This window comes from Pseudogulbenkiania sp. AW2-16, assembly GCF_056824575.1.
The window spans coordinates 2,500,817-2,514,907 of record NZ_CP157668.1 but is presented as its reverse complement, the minus strand read 5'-3'; the positions used below and the strand labels follow the sequence as shown (position 1 = coordinate 2,514,907).

At 62.7% G+C, this 14,091-nt stretch carries 16 protein-coding genes and 1 tRNA gene; 3 read left to right on the top strand and 14 right to left on the bottom strand.

Translation table 11 applies throughout. The features are described from left to right. Positions 1-19: 19 nt before the first annotated feature. The 8 genes from ABKF58_RS12290 to ABKF58_RS12255 form a co-directional block, all read right to left on the bottom strand. Positions 20-637, bottom strand: a complete 618-nt coding sequence (locus tag ABKF58_RS12290; protein ID WP_482580951.1) for a hypothetical protein — start codon at positions 635-637, stop codon at positions 20-22. Between the two features lie 85 nt (positions 638-722). Further along, on the bottom strand, positions 723-1,097 hold the full coding sequence (locus ABKF58_RS12285; protein ID WP_150105023.1) for a hypothetical protein: 375 nt from the start codon (positions 1,095-1,097) through the stop codon (positions 723-725). A 63-nt stretch (positions 1,098-1,160) separates the two neighbouring features. Beyond that, entirely contained in the window at positions 1,161-1,445 is a 285-nt protein-coding gene (locus tag ABKF58_RS12280; protein ID WP_482580949.1) for a hypothetical protein, read from the bottom strand. A 753-nt stretch (positions 1,446-2,198) separates the two neighbouring features. Beyond that, positions 2,199-2,274 (bottom strand) — tRNA-Ala (locus tag ABKF58_RS12275). Positions 2,275-3,053: 779 nt separating this feature from the next. After that, positions 3,054-3,710 carry a nucleotidyltransferase family protein gene (locus ABKF58_RS12270; RefSeq protein ID WP_482580947.1) on the bottom strand — a complete coding sequence of 219 codons (657 nt, stop codon included), beginning with the start codon at positions 3,708-3,710 and terminating at the stop codon, positions 3,054-3,056. After that, positions 3,665-4,669, bottom strand: a complete 1,005-nt coding sequence (locus ABKF58_RS12265; RefSeq protein ID WP_482580946.1) for an XdhC family protein — start codon at positions 4,667-4,669, stop codon at positions 3,665-3,667. Before ABKF58_RS12265 ends, ABKF58_RS12270 begins: the two co-directional genes overlap by 46 nt. Positions 4,670-4,671: 2 nt before the next feature. Beyond that, positions 4,672-6,882 carry a xanthine dehydrogenase family protein molybdopterin-binding subunit gene (locus ABKF58_RS12260; protein WP_482580944.1) on the bottom strand — a complete coding sequence of 737 codons (2,211 nt, stop codon included), beginning with the start codon at positions 6,880-6,882 and terminating at the stop codon, positions 4,672-4,674. Positions 6,883-6,895: 13 nt separating this feature from the next. After that, positions 6,896-7,354 carry a (2Fe-2S)-binding protein gene (locus ABKF58_RS12255; RefSeq protein ID WP_008953530.1) on the bottom strand — a complete coding sequence of 153 codons (459 nt, stop codon included), beginning with the start codon at positions 7,352-7,354 and terminating at the stop codon, positions 6,896-6,898. 143 nt (positions 7,355-7,497) lie between these two features. Here ABKF58_RS12255 and ABKF58_RS12250 point away from each other — a divergent pair, with 143 nt between their 5' ends. Next, the gene (locus tag ABKF58_RS12250; RefSeq protein ID WP_482580942.1) at positions 7,498-7,992 is read left to right on the top strand and encodes an AraC family transcriptional regulator; all 495 of its coding nucleotides are present in this window, start codon (positions 7,498-7,500) and stop codon (positions 7,990-7,992) included. Further along, a complete protein-coding gene (locus tag ABKF58_RS12245) occupies positions 7,941-8,501 on the top strand; it encodes an AraC family transcriptional regulator (RefSeq protein ID WP_482584369.1) in 561 nt (186 codons plus the stop codon). The genes ABKF58_RS12250 and ABKF58_RS12245 overlap by 52 nt, the downstream gene beginning before the upstream one ends. Positions 8,502-8,571: 70 nt before the next feature. Here ABKF58_RS12245 and ABKF58_RS12240 read toward each other — a convergent pair whose 3' ends face one another. The 4 genes from ABKF58_RS12240 to ABKF58_RS12225 all read right to left on the bottom strand — a co-directional run bounded on the left by ABKF58_RS12240 (position 8,572) and on the right by ABKF58_RS12225 (position 11,024). Continuing rightward, positions 8,572-8,904 (bottom strand): hypothetical protein, encoded by a 333-nt coding sequence (locus ABKF58_RS12240; RefSeq protein WP_482580941.1) that lies wholly within the window; start codon positions 8,902-8,904, stop codon positions 8,572-8,574. Further along, a complete protein-coding gene (locus tag ABKF58_RS12235) occupies positions 8,901-9,950 on the bottom strand; it encodes an NAD(P)-dependent alcohol dehydrogenase (protein ID WP_482580939.1) in 1,050 nt (349 codons plus the stop codon). The genes ABKF58_RS12240 and ABKF58_RS12235 overlap by 4 nt, the downstream gene beginning before the upstream one ends. A 110-nt stretch (positions 9,951-10,060) precedes the next feature. Beyond that, a complete protein-coding gene (locus tag ABKF58_RS12230) occupies positions 10,061-10,429 on the bottom strand; it encodes a carboxymuconolactone decarboxylase family protein (RefSeq protein ID WP_482580938.1) in 369 nt (122 codons plus the stop codon). Positions 10,430-10,478: 49 nt separating this feature from the next. Then, the gene (locus ABKF58_RS12225) at positions 10,479-11,024 is read right to left on the bottom strand and encodes a flavodoxin family protein (protein WP_482580936.1); all 546 of its coding nucleotides are present in this window, start codon (positions 11,022-11,024) and stop codon (positions 10,479-10,481) included. Positions 11,025-11,160: 136 nt separating this feature from the next. On the opposite strand from ABKF58_RS12225, the gene ABKF58_RS12220 reads away from it, so the two are divergent. Next, positions 11,161-12,114 (top strand): LysR family transcriptional regulator, encoded by a 954-nt coding sequence (locus ABKF58_RS12220; protein ID WP_008953523.1) that lies wholly within the window; start codon positions 11,161-11,163, stop codon positions 12,112-12,114. A 102-nt stretch (positions 12,115-12,216) separates the two neighbouring features. On the opposite strand, the gene ABKF58_RS12215 is transcribed toward ABKF58_RS12220, so the two are convergent. Both ABKF58_RS12215 and ABKF58_RS12210 read right to left on the bottom strand, forming a co-directional pair. Continuing rightward, positions 12,217-13,215: a transketolase family protein gene (locus tag ABKF58_RS12215; protein ID WP_008953522.1), complete on the bottom strand. Its 999-nt coding sequence runs from the start codon at positions 13,213-13,215 to the stop codon at positions 12,217-12,219. Beyond that, a complete protein-coding gene (locus tag ABKF58_RS12210) occupies positions 13,216-14,070 on the bottom strand; it encodes a transketolase (RefSeq protein WP_482580934.1) in 855 nt (284 codons plus the stop codon). Positions 14,071-14,091 lie beyond the last annotated feature (21 nt).

Below are 14,091 nucleotides of genomic sequence, written 5' to 3'. Positions count from 1 at the left end.
AATGTTAGGTGTGCAGCTCTCAGTTTGTGGTCGAGTGATTTGCATAAAGCTCCGTAACTTTGTTTTTGTGAATCCTCAAAGCCAGAATACTGCTTATATCAGACTCACCGTCTTTCCCTTCATACAGATAGTAAATTACCGATGCAGACGCTCTGTTTGGAGCACCCAGTATGCTTTTTATTCTCTCAACGGTCTCGTCAAGCCAGATGCCGTTGTCTATGGAGGCGACCGCCGCTTTGTTGGCTGGAATTGGGCACAGAGAATTTTCTGTTTCTGCACGTTCGAGTTGTTTTGCAACCATGCCGTCAATGTACTCTTGCCCACCAAGCTCACTTGATGTAAGCCAAATACGCACATGCGCAACCGGCACTGTATAGCAGACCCACATTAGAAATTCGCCGGCATCACCTTGCTGTCCGATGGGGGCCTTGCCCAAAGCGCCGAGGATGTCATTGAACGTGGTTTTTTCAAAAGTGACGTGAAATGAGCCTAGCGTTACACCTGTGACAGGCTGAATTCGCGTTCCGCTGGACTTGATGTCCGGTACTGGCCACGCTGGAGGTGGGAGAGAACTTTCGCCTTGGGCCGCACCCGCGACTAGTAGGATAAACGCTATGGCGGTTTGAGAAAGTTTCATGTGCACCTAACGTAGAGCTAACCGGCTCGCCAAAGCACAGCTTTGGCGAGTCCAGCGACCGAAGGGAGCGAGGTTAAGCGCCATGTTAGGGTCGCTTTTTAACCTGAACATTTGAAACTTCCTCCACACACACCAATTGCATTTGCCCAGGCTTTGATTTGGTAAATGGGCAAACCAAGAAGTCTCCGGAAATGTCTTTGCCAAAGCCAACTTCGTTTCTAATGCTCTCAGGAATAGCCAAAGGGTCTTCGTCTTTAATAATCCCAAGTAATCGATGCGGACCTATTGGCCAGATGCGTAAGCCGGGCGTGCCATTGTAGGCAGACAACCGACCATGCACGGTAAAACAGGCCGCGACAAGCTGTGGGTTGCTTTTACAACCAGCCTTCATATCTATTTCAGCACCAAAACTCTTGGTGCTCGCAAAAAGAACGATGAAGGTCACAAGTGCGAAACGCATACGCCCCTAACGTTGGAATTCAGCCGCGCCGAAGGCGTAGGCTGCAATGCACTGTTAGACCGATTAACGCCACTGGTAAGATGCGGCCCTAACGATTGCTTCAATTGTTTCTATTTTTAACTGAGGAAAATTAGCAGCCAAATCTGCTTTCGCAATTTGAGAGCAGGCGGAAAGATCTGCATCTTTCCAATACTTTTCCTCAAGTGCTTTATTCCAGACATCCAACAGGACGTCTATTGCTGCGACAGACAATGACGGATTACTTAAAATATTTTCCATAAACAACCAAGGCATACTCCATTCAGAGAATTCTTCAACAGCCAGGTTAGTTTCTTCAAACGCATCCATATACCTGTCTAACAGTGTATATACAGACACACGGGCCCGTATATTAATAGTTATTGCTGACATCCATTATTGTACTCAAACACCATATTTTTCAAGGTGTTCGTCATAGGCTTGTCCGTATATCAACCCGCAATACGCTGGATGCCTTGGCCGTGTCCCCGTCGACCGCTACAACGGCGGCATGATAACTCTAAGCTGTCGTTTCCGTTATGACCAGGAAACGGCAGCTTGGGGTCGGAAGTTCGCGTTCGCTAGATTGAGAGCTGTCGTTCAGCACAACTTGGCCTTGAATGGCAGGTAACCGGTCCATTGCAGACCAATCAGGTCGGCAAGCCGAAGGGCGGGAATGGCCGAACTACTGTCCGTAGGTAGCCGAGCCAGGCGTCTGTTCCACTCAGATGCCGGCCACAGAACCTTTAGCAGATTGACCTGTAGCAGTGGGTCGGGAGCCATCGTCGGTTTCCTTGAAGGGAAATGGCCGCTCTGGTCGAACTTTCATCCATGGGTAGCAGTACTGGGCGACTACTCCACTCGGATAAGCGTGCAATAGAAACGACAAACCCGCCATTCGGCGGGTTTGCATTGATGGTGATACGCAGTTCAGTGTTATGTGCATGGCTCTTGGCAAACGCTTACGAAGCAACACGTGTAGGGCCCGATAGCATATCTTTGCAGTTTGTCTGGGTAGCATATCTTTGCAGTAGCTGCAAAAAAATGCTTCCTGTTTCACAACAAAACAGGAAATCGGGGGAATGGTGGACCGAAGGAGGATCGAACTCCCGACCTCTGCATTGCGAACGCAGCGCTCTCCCAGCTGAGCTATCGGCCCTTTGGATTGTCATGAGCAGGTGTGACTTCGCTTGTATTAAAGGCGAAGGGTCACGACATCAAGGTGTCCCGTTATTATGTGATGTCTCGTTTTGCGCGGCAAGAGGGGCTTGGCAAGTTATGACTTCGCAATAAACGCGGGCCGTGGATGCGTAACGGAGTTCCGTTCTTCAGCATATCGGGTACGAGGTGCCGGCTATGCGGCCGCCGGTTTCTGGTATCTGCTTCAAGGCGTGCGCCCACCAGGGATATCAGGAAACGGCTGACAGTGAGGGGGCAGCCTGGCTGGGCCTATCGGATGAAGCCTCCGAGACTCTCCCGTCTTGCTGCCGTGCCCGCGTTCTCATGGCCCGAACCGGGCGGTTATGGGCCGCACAATCAGGGGCTCGGCGCGACATCTTTCCATGCCGGAGCCGCAAGCGGCTGTGTGACCGGCAGCATAAAGTGGCCAAACGGCCAGCTTATGCTTCCGATGAGCGGCGGATTCCATCGGTTTTTCTGATCGACTCCGGCCGTTTGAGTTTTCCCATCGCCTGAAACCCTTGCCACGCAAGGATTTGATCCGCCAATTCGTTTGACGCAGCCACCCCAGATCGAGGCCCGCTTATGCCTCCTGCCTTGCTTTGCTTGTGTTTGCGCACCTCCAGCCATCATGCCCCGCCTTTGCCTAGACAGCAGCCCAAGAGCAGAGGGCCGGGCTGTTCGTTATCCGCTTTCAGCGATAATGACGCCATGCCGAAATGCCTTCCTGAAAGCGGTGACGTGCTTGGCACGATCAAGTCATTCACAAGGGCTTGTCCCCGAACCGGCATCGATCAGGTCTCGCGGATAATCGATATCCCGGACCACGCCAGGATCATCGACGGGGCACAGGGTTAGCTTCTGATGGTGCTGTTCCAGCAGGGTTTTGCCCCCTTGGTCACCGGTCAGTCCAGCCAATGGGTTCTGCCAGGCGCGGGCAAAGCCTACCGGGTGGCCGCGTCGCCCTCGGTATTGCGTGGCGGCCAGGCTGGCGCCGGCCTGCAGGGCGGCGGCGACGGCGGCATGGCTGCTGCTGGCGATGAACGGCATGTCGGCCAGCGCGACGATCCAGCCGGCCGCCTCGGCGGTGGCGCGCACGCCGGCGGCCAGGCTATACCCCATGCCGCCCTCGGCCTCCGGGCAAAGCACGATTTCGCAACCTACCGCCGTCAACACTGCGGCCAGTTCGTCCCGGCCGGGCCGCAGCACGGCGACGACTCGTGCACACACCGGCAGAAGACTGGCGGCGGCAGCGACTGCCATCGGCGTGCCGTCCGGCAGCCTATGCGATAACTTGTCGCTTCCGAATCGACGGCTGGCCCCGGCCGCCAGCAGGATGCCGACGATCGGGTACGACTTGGGCGAGGCGCTCATGCGGCGCGACAGCCGGCTTCGGCGGCAGCGCGTTTCGGGCACAAGCCATCCGGCGACCACACGCCGTTGCGCACCGCGGTCATTTCAGCCAACACGGCCAGGGCAATCTCGGGCGGCGTGCGGCTGCCGATCGGCAAGCCGACCGGCCCGTGCAAGCGGGCGACTTCGTCCGCCGCCAGGTCGAAATGCTCGAGCAGCCGTTCGCGCCGGCGCCGGTTGTTGAGGCTGGAGCCCAGCGCGCCGACGTAGAAGGCCGGCGCCTTGAGCGCCTCCAGCAAGGCCATGTCGTCCAGCTTGGGGTCGTGCGTCAGCGCCACCACGGCGGTGTGCGCATCGGGGTTGAGTTCCAGCACCGCGTCGTCCGGCATGCCGGGCAACAGCCTTGTACCCGGCACCTGCCATTCCGCCGCGTACTCGCTGCGCGGGTCGCAGATGAACACCTGGTAATCCAGCGCCTGCGCCATCTGCGCGAGGTAACTGGAAATCTGTCCGGCGCCGATGATCAGCAGACGCCAAGCCGGGCCGTGCACGGTGCTCAGCGTGTGGCCATCCCAGCTCAGCGAGTCCGCTGCCGAAGCCGCAGTGATCGTACAGCCCTCCTGGCCCATGACGACGGTGCGTCGGGCCAACTCTCCACGCTCGACCACAGCACTCAAGGTTTCAAGTGCGGCAAGATCGGGCCAAGGCTCGATGACCAGTTCCATGGTACCGCCGCAGGGCAGGCCGAAGCGTCGCGCCTCGTCCTGCGTGACGCCATATTTCACCGCATAGGGCTCACTCGAAACGAAGCCTTCCCGCAGCAGGCGTTCGATCAGGTCCGCTTCGATACAGCCGCCGGACACCGAGCCCTGCACCTGCCCGTCGTCACGCAGCGCCATCCAGGAGCCTGGCGGGCGCGGTGCCGAACCCCAGGTGCGGGCCACGGTCACCAAGGCGAAGCGGTGCCCCTCCGCCGCCCACCTCAGGGCCGCGTCCAATACCTGCCGGTCGGTGCTGTTCATGGCTACACCTTCAGCAGTTCGGCGCTGATCGGCAGCTTGCGGGCGCGCTTGCCGGTCGCTGCCGCGAGCGCGTTGGCCACCGCCGGCGCCAACGGCGGCACGCCCGGTTCGCCGATGCCGGTCGGCTTGTTGGCGGAGGGTACGATATGCACCTCGACGCGTGGCATGTCCGCCATGCGGATCGGCGGGTAGTCGTGGAAGTTGGACTGGTCCACCTTGCCGTCGCTCAGCGTGATGGCGCCGTACAGCACCGGGGCCAGAGCGAAGCCGATCGCACCTTCCACCTGCGCCCGCACCACGTCCGGGTTGATGGCGATGCCGCAGTCCACCGCGCATACCACGCGGTCCACGTGGAAGCTGCCGTCCGGCTGTACCGTCACTTCGGCCACCTCCGCCACCACGGTGTTGAACGACTCATGCACCGCTACGCCGCGCCCGCGCCGTTCGCCCGGCTTGCCGGGGGCCAGCGGCGTGCCCCAGCCGGCCTTGTCGGCTGCCAACTTGAGCGTGGCGGTATGGCGCGGGTGTTCGGCCAACATGGCCAGGCGCCAAGCCACCGGGTCGTGCCCCGCCGTATGCGCCAGCTCGTCGAGGAAAGTCTCGGTCGAAAACGCGGTATGGGTCGAGCCGACCGAGCGCCACCACAGCACCGGCACGCCGATATCGGTCGGGGTATGCAGATCCACCAGGATATTGGGGATGGTATAGGGCAGATTGGCCGCCCCCTCCACCGAGACCGGGTCGATGCCGTCCTTGACCATGGCGGCGAAGGGCGAACCGCCCAGGATGGACTGCCCCACCAGACGATGCTGCCAGCCGGTCAGACGGCCCTGGCTGTCCAGCCCGGCGCGCAGGCGATGGTGGAACATGGGGCGGTAGTAGCCAGCACGCGTGTCGTCCTCGCGCAGCCAGACCAGCTTGACCGGAACGCGCCGGTTGAGCGCCTTGGCGATATGGGCGGCTTCCAGCACGTAGTCCGCGTCCTTGTTGGCGCGGCGGCCAAAACTGCCGCCGGCATACAGCGTGTGGATGCGCACCTGCTCGGGCTTGAGGCCGAACAGCTTGGCCAGCGCCATCTGGTCGCCGGTCTGCATCTGGTCGCCGTTCCACACTTCGCAACCGTCCTGGCTCCAGTGCACCACGCAGTTCATCGGCTCCATCGCCGCATGAGCGAGATAGGGAAAATCGTAGGACGCTTCCAGCGTGTGGGCGGCACCCGCCAGGGCCTGTTCGGCATCGCCGGCCTTGCGGGCGACGGCTCCGGGCTGGCCGGCCAGTTCGTGGTAGCGCGCCAGAATCTGCGCCGAGCCGAGCTTGAACGCCTGGCTTTCGTCCCATTCGACCACCAGCGCATCGCGCCCCTTCTTGGCGCTCCAGGTATCGCGGGCGAGCACCGCCACCCCGGTGGGGATGGCCAGCACGGCCACCACGCCCTTGACGGCTTTGGCCTTGGCGGCGTTGAACGACTTCACCTTGGCGCCGAAGCGCGGCGGGTGGGCCACCACGGCGGTGAGCATGCCCGGCAGGTGGATGTCCTGGGTGTACACGGCCTTGCCGGTGGTTTTGTCGATGTTGTCCTTGCGCGGGATGCGCTGGCCGATCAGCTTGAAATCCTTCGGGTCCTTGAGTTTCACCTCTGCCGGTGGCGTCAGCTCGGCGGCGGCACGCGCAAGTTGGCCGAAGCTCGCCTTGCGGCTCGATGCGGCATGCCGTACTTCGCCGTTGGCGACGGCAATCTCGCCGGCCGGCACGTTCCACTGCTTGGCCGCCGCCGCCACCAGCATGGCGCGGGCGGTGGCGCCGGCCTTGCGCAGTTGCTCCCACGAGTTGGCGATGGCCGTGCTGCCGCCGGTGCCCTGGGCGGGCCCCCAGAACAGGTTGTTGAAGCGCTTGGCGTCGGCCGGTGCGCTTTCCACCCGCACCTGGTTCCAGTCTGCGTCCAGTTCTTCCGCCACGATGGTGGCGAGCCCGGTGTAGGTGCCCTGCCCCATTTCGAGATGCTTGGAGATGACGGTGACGCTATTGTCCTCGCCGATGCGCAGGAAGGCGTTCGGTTCGAAGGCGGCATGTGCCGCATTGGCGCCGGCCGTGCTTGCCTTAGCCGCTGGGGCGGCGCTGGCGGCCTTGGCTGCCGGCAGGTAGATCGCCAGCGTCAGGTCGGCTGCGCCTTGCAGGAAGCGGCGGCGGCTAACATTTTCGATACTGCTGGTCATGGTGTTCTCCCGGTCAGGCCAGCAGCTTGGCTGCTTCGTGGATGGCGGCGCGGATGCGCACGTAGGTACCGCAGCGGCACACGTTACCGCCCATCGCATTGTCGATATCGGCGTCGCTCGGGTTGCGGTTACTGTGCAACAGCGCCACCGCGCTCATGATCTGGCCGGACTGGCAGTAGCCGCACTGGACCACGTCGAGCTGCTGCCAGGCTTGCTGCACCGCCTGGCCAACCCGGTCGTGGCCCACGCCTTCGATGGTGGTGATCTTCTTGCCCTTGGCGGCGGAAACCGGCGTGCTGCAAGAGCGGATCGGCTGGCCGTCGAGGTGCACGGTACAGGCGCCGCACAGCGCCATGCCACAGCCGAACTTGGTGCCGGTCATCTGCAGCGTGTCGCGCAGCACCCAGAGCAGCGGGGTGTCCGGTGCGGCGTCGACACGCATCGCCTGGCCGTTTATGTTGAGAGTGATCATGACGTGGCTCCGAGTGAACGCAAACAATTCAAGGTATTGTCCTGACTGTCCGCAGGCGGGGGATAGTCGGATTCTGTGACTTTCTAGCCTAATCCTCCGTCCTCCATGCAGAATGAAAGATAGTACGAAACAGCTGATGTAGCATGGCCGCCAACAGCGTTGAGGAGTGGAAATTGAAACAGCAGGCCCGCGAACAGGAACAGCTCAAAGCCGTACGTCAGGAACTGGCCGCCGCCATCGCCAATTGGGTGGACAGCGACGCGGCCCCCTACGTCACCCCCATCCAGAGGCTGACGCTATACCGGCTGCAAATGCCGTCCGAACCAATCCGCTGCATTTTCGAACCCGGCATTGCGCTGATCGTCCAGGGCAGCAAGCGGGTATTGCTCGGCGAGGAAACGCTCTCGTATCACGCGGGCCAGCTTCTGGTCACCGCGGTAAATGTGCCGACCATTGCGAACATCACGACAGCAAGCCCGGAGCAACCCTATCTGGCGCTGTGGATGCCCATCGATCTGCAGGCGATGGCCGAGTTGATGGTGGAGGGCAATCTGTCTCCCCGCGCCCACAGCCGACCTCGCGCGGCATCGCGGTCGGCCAGGCCAACACGGCGATTCTCAAATCGTTTCTGCGCCTGATCGAATTGCTCGATGAGCCGGAAACCATCCCGGTGCTCTCTCCGCTGATTTTGCGGGAAATCCTGTACCGCCTGCTGATGAGCGATTTTGGTGCCCATCTGTGGCAAATCGCCACGGCCGGCAGCCAGAGCCACCGCATCGCGCGCGCGATCGACTGGCTGCAGGCCAATTTCGCCAAGGCCTTGCGGGTCGAAGAACTCGCCGCCTCGGTACAGATGAGCGCCTCGACCTTCCATCACCACTTCAAGGCGCTGACGGCGATGAGCCCGCTGCAATACCAGAAGAAACTGCGCCTGCACGAAGCGCGCCGGCTGATGCTCAACGACCGGCTGGACGCGGCGACCACCGCCTTCCGCGTCGGCTATGAAAGCGCGTCCCAATTCGGGCGCGAATATCACCGGATGTTCGGCGCGCCGCCGGCTCGCGACATCATGGGCTTGCTCCAGGCCATGGGTGTGGAGGCCTCGGCCGACGAAAACATGCAACGGATCGATACGCTTTCGGCGTGAAACTACGGCGAGCAGGCGGCCTTCCCCGCCTGCTTCGCGGCAATGATTACGTCAAGCCATACAGATAGCGTTAGATCAGCGCCGTGGCCCCATGCGTGCCGACGACGCCGGCCGTGCCAAGGGCCAGCATCATCCCGGTCAGCGTCATCAGCACATGACGGCGGTCGAAGCGCCCGACGATGCTGGCGATCAACAGGCTGGTGACGACGGCAAACAGGCCGGAGATCGAGATCGCCTGTCCGGCCATGCCTTGGCTTGCGTGCAAATCGGCCGCAATCGGGGTCAGCAGGCTGACCGGCATGAACTCCGCGGCGATCAGCATCGCCACGCACAGCGCCATCGAGCCGACGGCGCTCCACACCTGCCGCCGCGAGACGGCAGGCGGCATCGCCAGCGACGTCATGCCAGGCTCGCCATGTCGATCACGAAGCGGTAGCGCACATCGCTCTTGAGCATCCGCTCGTAGGCCGTGTTGATATAGGCCATCGGAATCTGCTCGATATCGGAAGTGATGCCGTGTTCGGCGCAGAAATCCAGCATCTCCTGCGTCTCGCGGATGCCGCCGATCAGAGAACCGGCGATGCGGCGCCGCTTGAAGATCAGCCCGAACACGTTCGGCGCCGGGTGCGACTCGGCCGGCGCCCCCACCAGCGTCATCGTGCCGTCGCGCTTGAGCAATTCCACATAAGGGTCCAGCGAGTGCGGTGCGGCGACGGTATTGAGGATGAAGTCGAGCTGGCCGGCATGGCGCGCCATCTGCTCGGGATCGGTGGAGACGCACACGTCATCCGCGCCCAGGCGCTTGCCGTCGTCGATCTTGCCGGCCGAGGTGGTGAACAGCACCACATGGGCGCCCATGGCATGCGCGATCTTGACGCCCATATGGCCGAGGCCGCCCAGGCCGACAATGCCGACCTTCTTGCCCGGGCCCGCACCCCATTGGCGCAGCGGCGAATAGGTGGTGATGCCGGCGCAAAGCAAGGGGGCGACTCCGGCGAGATCCTGCTCCGGGTGGCGAATGTGCAGCACGAAGGACTCCTTGACGACGATGCCCTGCGAGTAGCCGCCGTAGGTGTTCTCCCCGCCTAGCAGCGGACCGTTGTAGGTGCCGGTGAAGCCGTGGTCGCAGAACTGTTCCTCGCCGTCGTGGCAGGACGGGCAATGCCCGCAGCTGTCGACCATACAGCCGACACCAGCCAGATCCCCGACCTTGAAGCGGCGCACCTGCTCGCCCACCGCGACGACGCGGCCGACGATCTCGTGGCCCGGCACGGACGGGTACAGGGTGTTGTGCCATTCGTTGCGCGCGGTATGCAGGTCGGAATGGCAGACGCCGCAATACAGGATCTGGATCTGCACGTCGTCCGGACCCGGGGCGCGGCGCTCGATGTCAAAGGGCACCAGTGCGCTGTGGGCGTTCAATGCGGCATAGGCTTTGGCTTTGCTCATGGCGATTTCTCCGTTGAGTGGCTGAGGTTGCGATGCCCGCTATTGTCCCGAGTACCGAGTGCCCACCCATAGCCGGATCCGGCGGATTGCTTGCCTAAAACTCTGGAATTTTACTCGCCAAAGCCGGCAACCGTGCCCGCGGCAAGGTCAAAACCAGCCGAAGACAACGGGTCGAAGGCGATGCCCCGCTGGGCAAAGATGTCCTTGATCGCCATCACCGCGGAAAAGGCGTTCGGCCAACCTGCATAGAACGCCAGGTGCGTGACGATCTCGGAAATCTCGCCAGGGCTAACGCCGTGCTCGAGCGCGAGATTGACGTAATGCGGCAAGCCCAGGGGCTGGTTGCACGCGATCAAGGCGGCCAGCGTCACCATGCTGCGCTCGCGGGCAGGCAAATCGGGCCGCTGCCACAGCTTGCCGACGATCGCGTCCTGAGTGAGCTGGGCCAGCGCCGGAGAGACCGAGCGCACATCGTCCATGGTGATGGCGGCATGGCATGGATTCGGAGTGGACATTGCCGAGCCCTCCTTATTTGAATTGGCGCGTGATCTCGGCGACACGCTGGCCAAGGTCGGCTGCGGTCTGCAGGTCGCTAGGGATTGGCGACAGTTCGGGCGACACGTCGTCGGACTGCGCCATTGCGCCAAGCCAGCCGCCGATGCGGTTGCGTTCATCCGGCGTGCGGCCGGGGAACAGGTCGAGCCCGACCCAGATCATGCCGTGCTGGGCCGCGAACAACGCCATGGTGATCAAGCTGTTGAGCTTGTCGCCGTGCAGGGCGCCGGAGTTGGTGAAGCCGGCCGCGATCTTGTTGCGCCAGGTCTGCGGCACCCACGCCGGGCCCGTGGAATCTTCCATGACTTGCTTGAGGCGGGCGCTGACCGTGCCGTTATAGGTGGGCGAACCGAAGATGATGGCGTCGCTGGCGGCCAGCGTTTCCCACTGGATCGGGCCGTCGGCCACGGCGATCAGTTGCGCTTCGGCTCCGGGCACCTGGCCTACGCCTTCGGCCACGGCCTGGGCTTGTTTGGCGGTATGGCCATGGACACTGTCGTAAACGATCGAAATCAGCATTGCGTTCTCCTTGTCGGATCGGGTGATGGATGTCGCCGATTATGGACAAGTCGATTCACGAACAGAACTCATGGCCTGGTTGATGATTCAATAACTTCAAGTTGATAATGCAGCATTCAACACCGGTTGAGGCACCATGGATTCATCGCAGCGCGTGCGCGCCATCCTTTCCTTTGTACAGGCCGCCCAGAGTGGCAGTTTTGCCGCCGCGGCACGTAGCCTGGGCATTTCCTCGGCGGCGGTGAGCAAGAATGTGGCCAGCCTGGAACAGGGACTCGGCGTGCGCCTGATGAATCGCACCACCCGCTCGCTCAAGCTCACGGCCGAGGGCCTCGCCTTCCTGGAACAGGCGCGCATCGCGCTGGATGCGCTGGATGCCGCGGTGGATACCGTGGCCGCGCAGCGCGTGGTGCCGGCCGGGCGCGTGCGCATTTCGACCAGCGCCGCCTTCGGGCGCGACCAGGTGATGCCCGCCCTGCCCGGCTTGCTGGAGCGCCATCCCGCGTTGAGCGTCGAGGTGGACTTCGACGACCGCCGGGTCGACCTGGTGCAGGAGGGCTACGACCTGGCGGTCCGGGGCGGTCAGCTCGTCGACTCCGCCTTGGTGTCGCGCCTGATTTGCCGCCTGAACATGGTACTGATCGCGTCTCCCGCCTACCTGGCCCGGTACGGGGTTCCCCGCACGCCGCAGGACCTGCCGCAACATCGCCTGATCGCCCGGCGTTTTCTTGGCGGACGGCTCTCGCCGTGGTGCTTCCGGCTGGCGGACGGCAGCCTGGACGAGCGGGAGCCGGCCCCCGCCGTCATCACCGTATCGGCACCCGAGGCCCTGGCGCAGGCGGCGCTGGCCGGCCTCGGCATCGCCCAGGTGGGCATCCATCACGCCTGGCCTCATCTGCGCGCCGGCTCGCTCAAGGTGGTCTTGGCCGACTGCCACCACCCCGGCACCTACGAGATGGCGCTGCAATACCCGCATCGCGCCTTGCTTGCGCCACGGGTGCGCGCCACCGTCGACTACCTGCTCGAGGCATTTGCCCGTGACGAAGCCCTGCATGTGCCGTTGACGGCCTTGCGCGCATTCACCGCCTGATTGGGTGCCGACATTTCCTGGCGATCACGGGCATGACGCCAAGCAACGACAAAGGCTCCCAACGAGCCGGGAGCCTTTCGATCAGAGATCACTAAACAGAGCCTATAGCCAACTCTTGATCCGGGTCACCATGGCCTCGACCGAGATGCCGTACCGGTCGTGCAGGGTCGGCAAGGCGCCGGCGTCCAGGAAGGCATCCGGCAGCGCGATCTGGCGGAACGCGGCCGGTCGCACGCCAGAGCACAGCAGCAGACGCGCCACCGCTTCGCCCAGCCCGCCGATCTCGGAATGGTTTTCTGCCACCACCACGAGACGGCCCGGTTTCGCCACTTCGTGCAAGATGGTTTCCGCATCGAGCGGCTTGATGGTCGGGCTGTGCAGCACCGCGGCGTCGATAGCGTGCTTGCGCAATTCTTCCGCGGTTTCGAGCGCGCGCATGGTCATGAAGCCGGATGAGAGGATCAGCACGTCGCGGCCGTCGCGCAGCATCTTGGCCTTGCCCAGCTCGAACCGGTAGTCGTACTCGTCCAGCACCAGCGGCACGTTGCCGCGCAGCAGGCGCATGTACACCGGCCCGTTGTGCGCCGCGATGGCCGGCACGGCCTGCTCGACATCGAGCGCATCGCAGGGGTCGACGATGGTGAGGCCGGGGACGCCGCGCATCATGGCCAGGTCGTCGGTAGCCTGGTGGCTGGGGCCGTAGCCGGTGGTCAGGCCAGGTAGCGCGCAGCAGAGTTTGACGTTGAGGTTTTCCTCGGCGATGACCTGATGGATGAAGTCGTAGGCGCGCCGGGTGCCGAATACCGCGTAAGTGGTGATAAACGGCAACAAGCCTTCTTTGGCCATGCCGCCAGCGGCGGCCATCAGGAGTTGTTCGGCCATGCCCATCTGGAAGAAGCGCTGCGGGTAAGCCTTGGCGAACAAGTGCAAATCCGTGTACTTGGCCAGGTCGGCCGTCATGCCGACGATGTCGGGGCGAGAGGCGGCCAGCTCGACCAGCGCGTTCCCGAATGGTGCGCTTTTGACACGCTGACCCTCGGCGGCAATGGAAGCAATCATCGCCGAGGTGGTCAGACGCGGTTTCTTTTCGGCGGTGTTCATTTATACGGCCTCCTGTTGCTGGGATTGGTCGAGAATCGCAATGGCCTGCTGCCATTCGGCGGCCTCCACCCGGATGAAGTGGTTCTTGTCGCGCTGTTCCAGGAACGGAATGCCTTTGCCCATGAGGGTATCGAACAGGATGACGCGCGGCTGGGCCGTTTGCAGGTTGCGGGCGGTATCGAAGGCCTCGATCACGGCGGGCAGATCGTTGCCGTCGATGCGCTGCACGTGCCAGCCGAAGGCGGCCCATTTGTCTGCCAAGGGCTCGAAGCCCAGCACCTTGCTGGAGGGGCCGTCGGCCTGCTGGTTGTTGATGTCGACCAGGCAGATCAGATTCGACAGGCCGTGATGGGCCGCGGACATCGCCGCCTCCCAGGTCGAGCCTTCGTCCAGCTCGCCGTCGGACATCGAGTTGTAGACGAAGGCCGGGTTGTTCTTGAACCGCAGCCCCAGTGCCATCCCCACTCCGATGGGCAAACCTTGCCCCAGCGAGCCGCCGGATATTTCCATGCCGGGGGTGTAGGTGGCCATGCCGGACATGGGCAGGCGGCTATCGTCGCTGCCGTAGGTTTCCAGCTCGGATTCGGGGATGATGCCGGCTTCGATCAAGGCTGCGTAAAGGGCAATGGCGTAGTGGCCATGCGAAAGCAGGAAGCGGTCCCGGCCTTCCCATTCCGGCTCTTCCGGCCGGTAATTCATGGCGTGGCCGTAGGCGACGGCGAGCACGTCGGCCCAGCCAAGGGCCCGGCCCACGTAGCCCTGGCCTTGCACTTCCCCCATCTGCAGGGCGTAACGGCGAATTCGATAGGCGCGATCAGCCAGAGTCGGCGTCGGCTTATGCGACGGACTGTCCATGTTGGTCTCCAGTGATAGAGG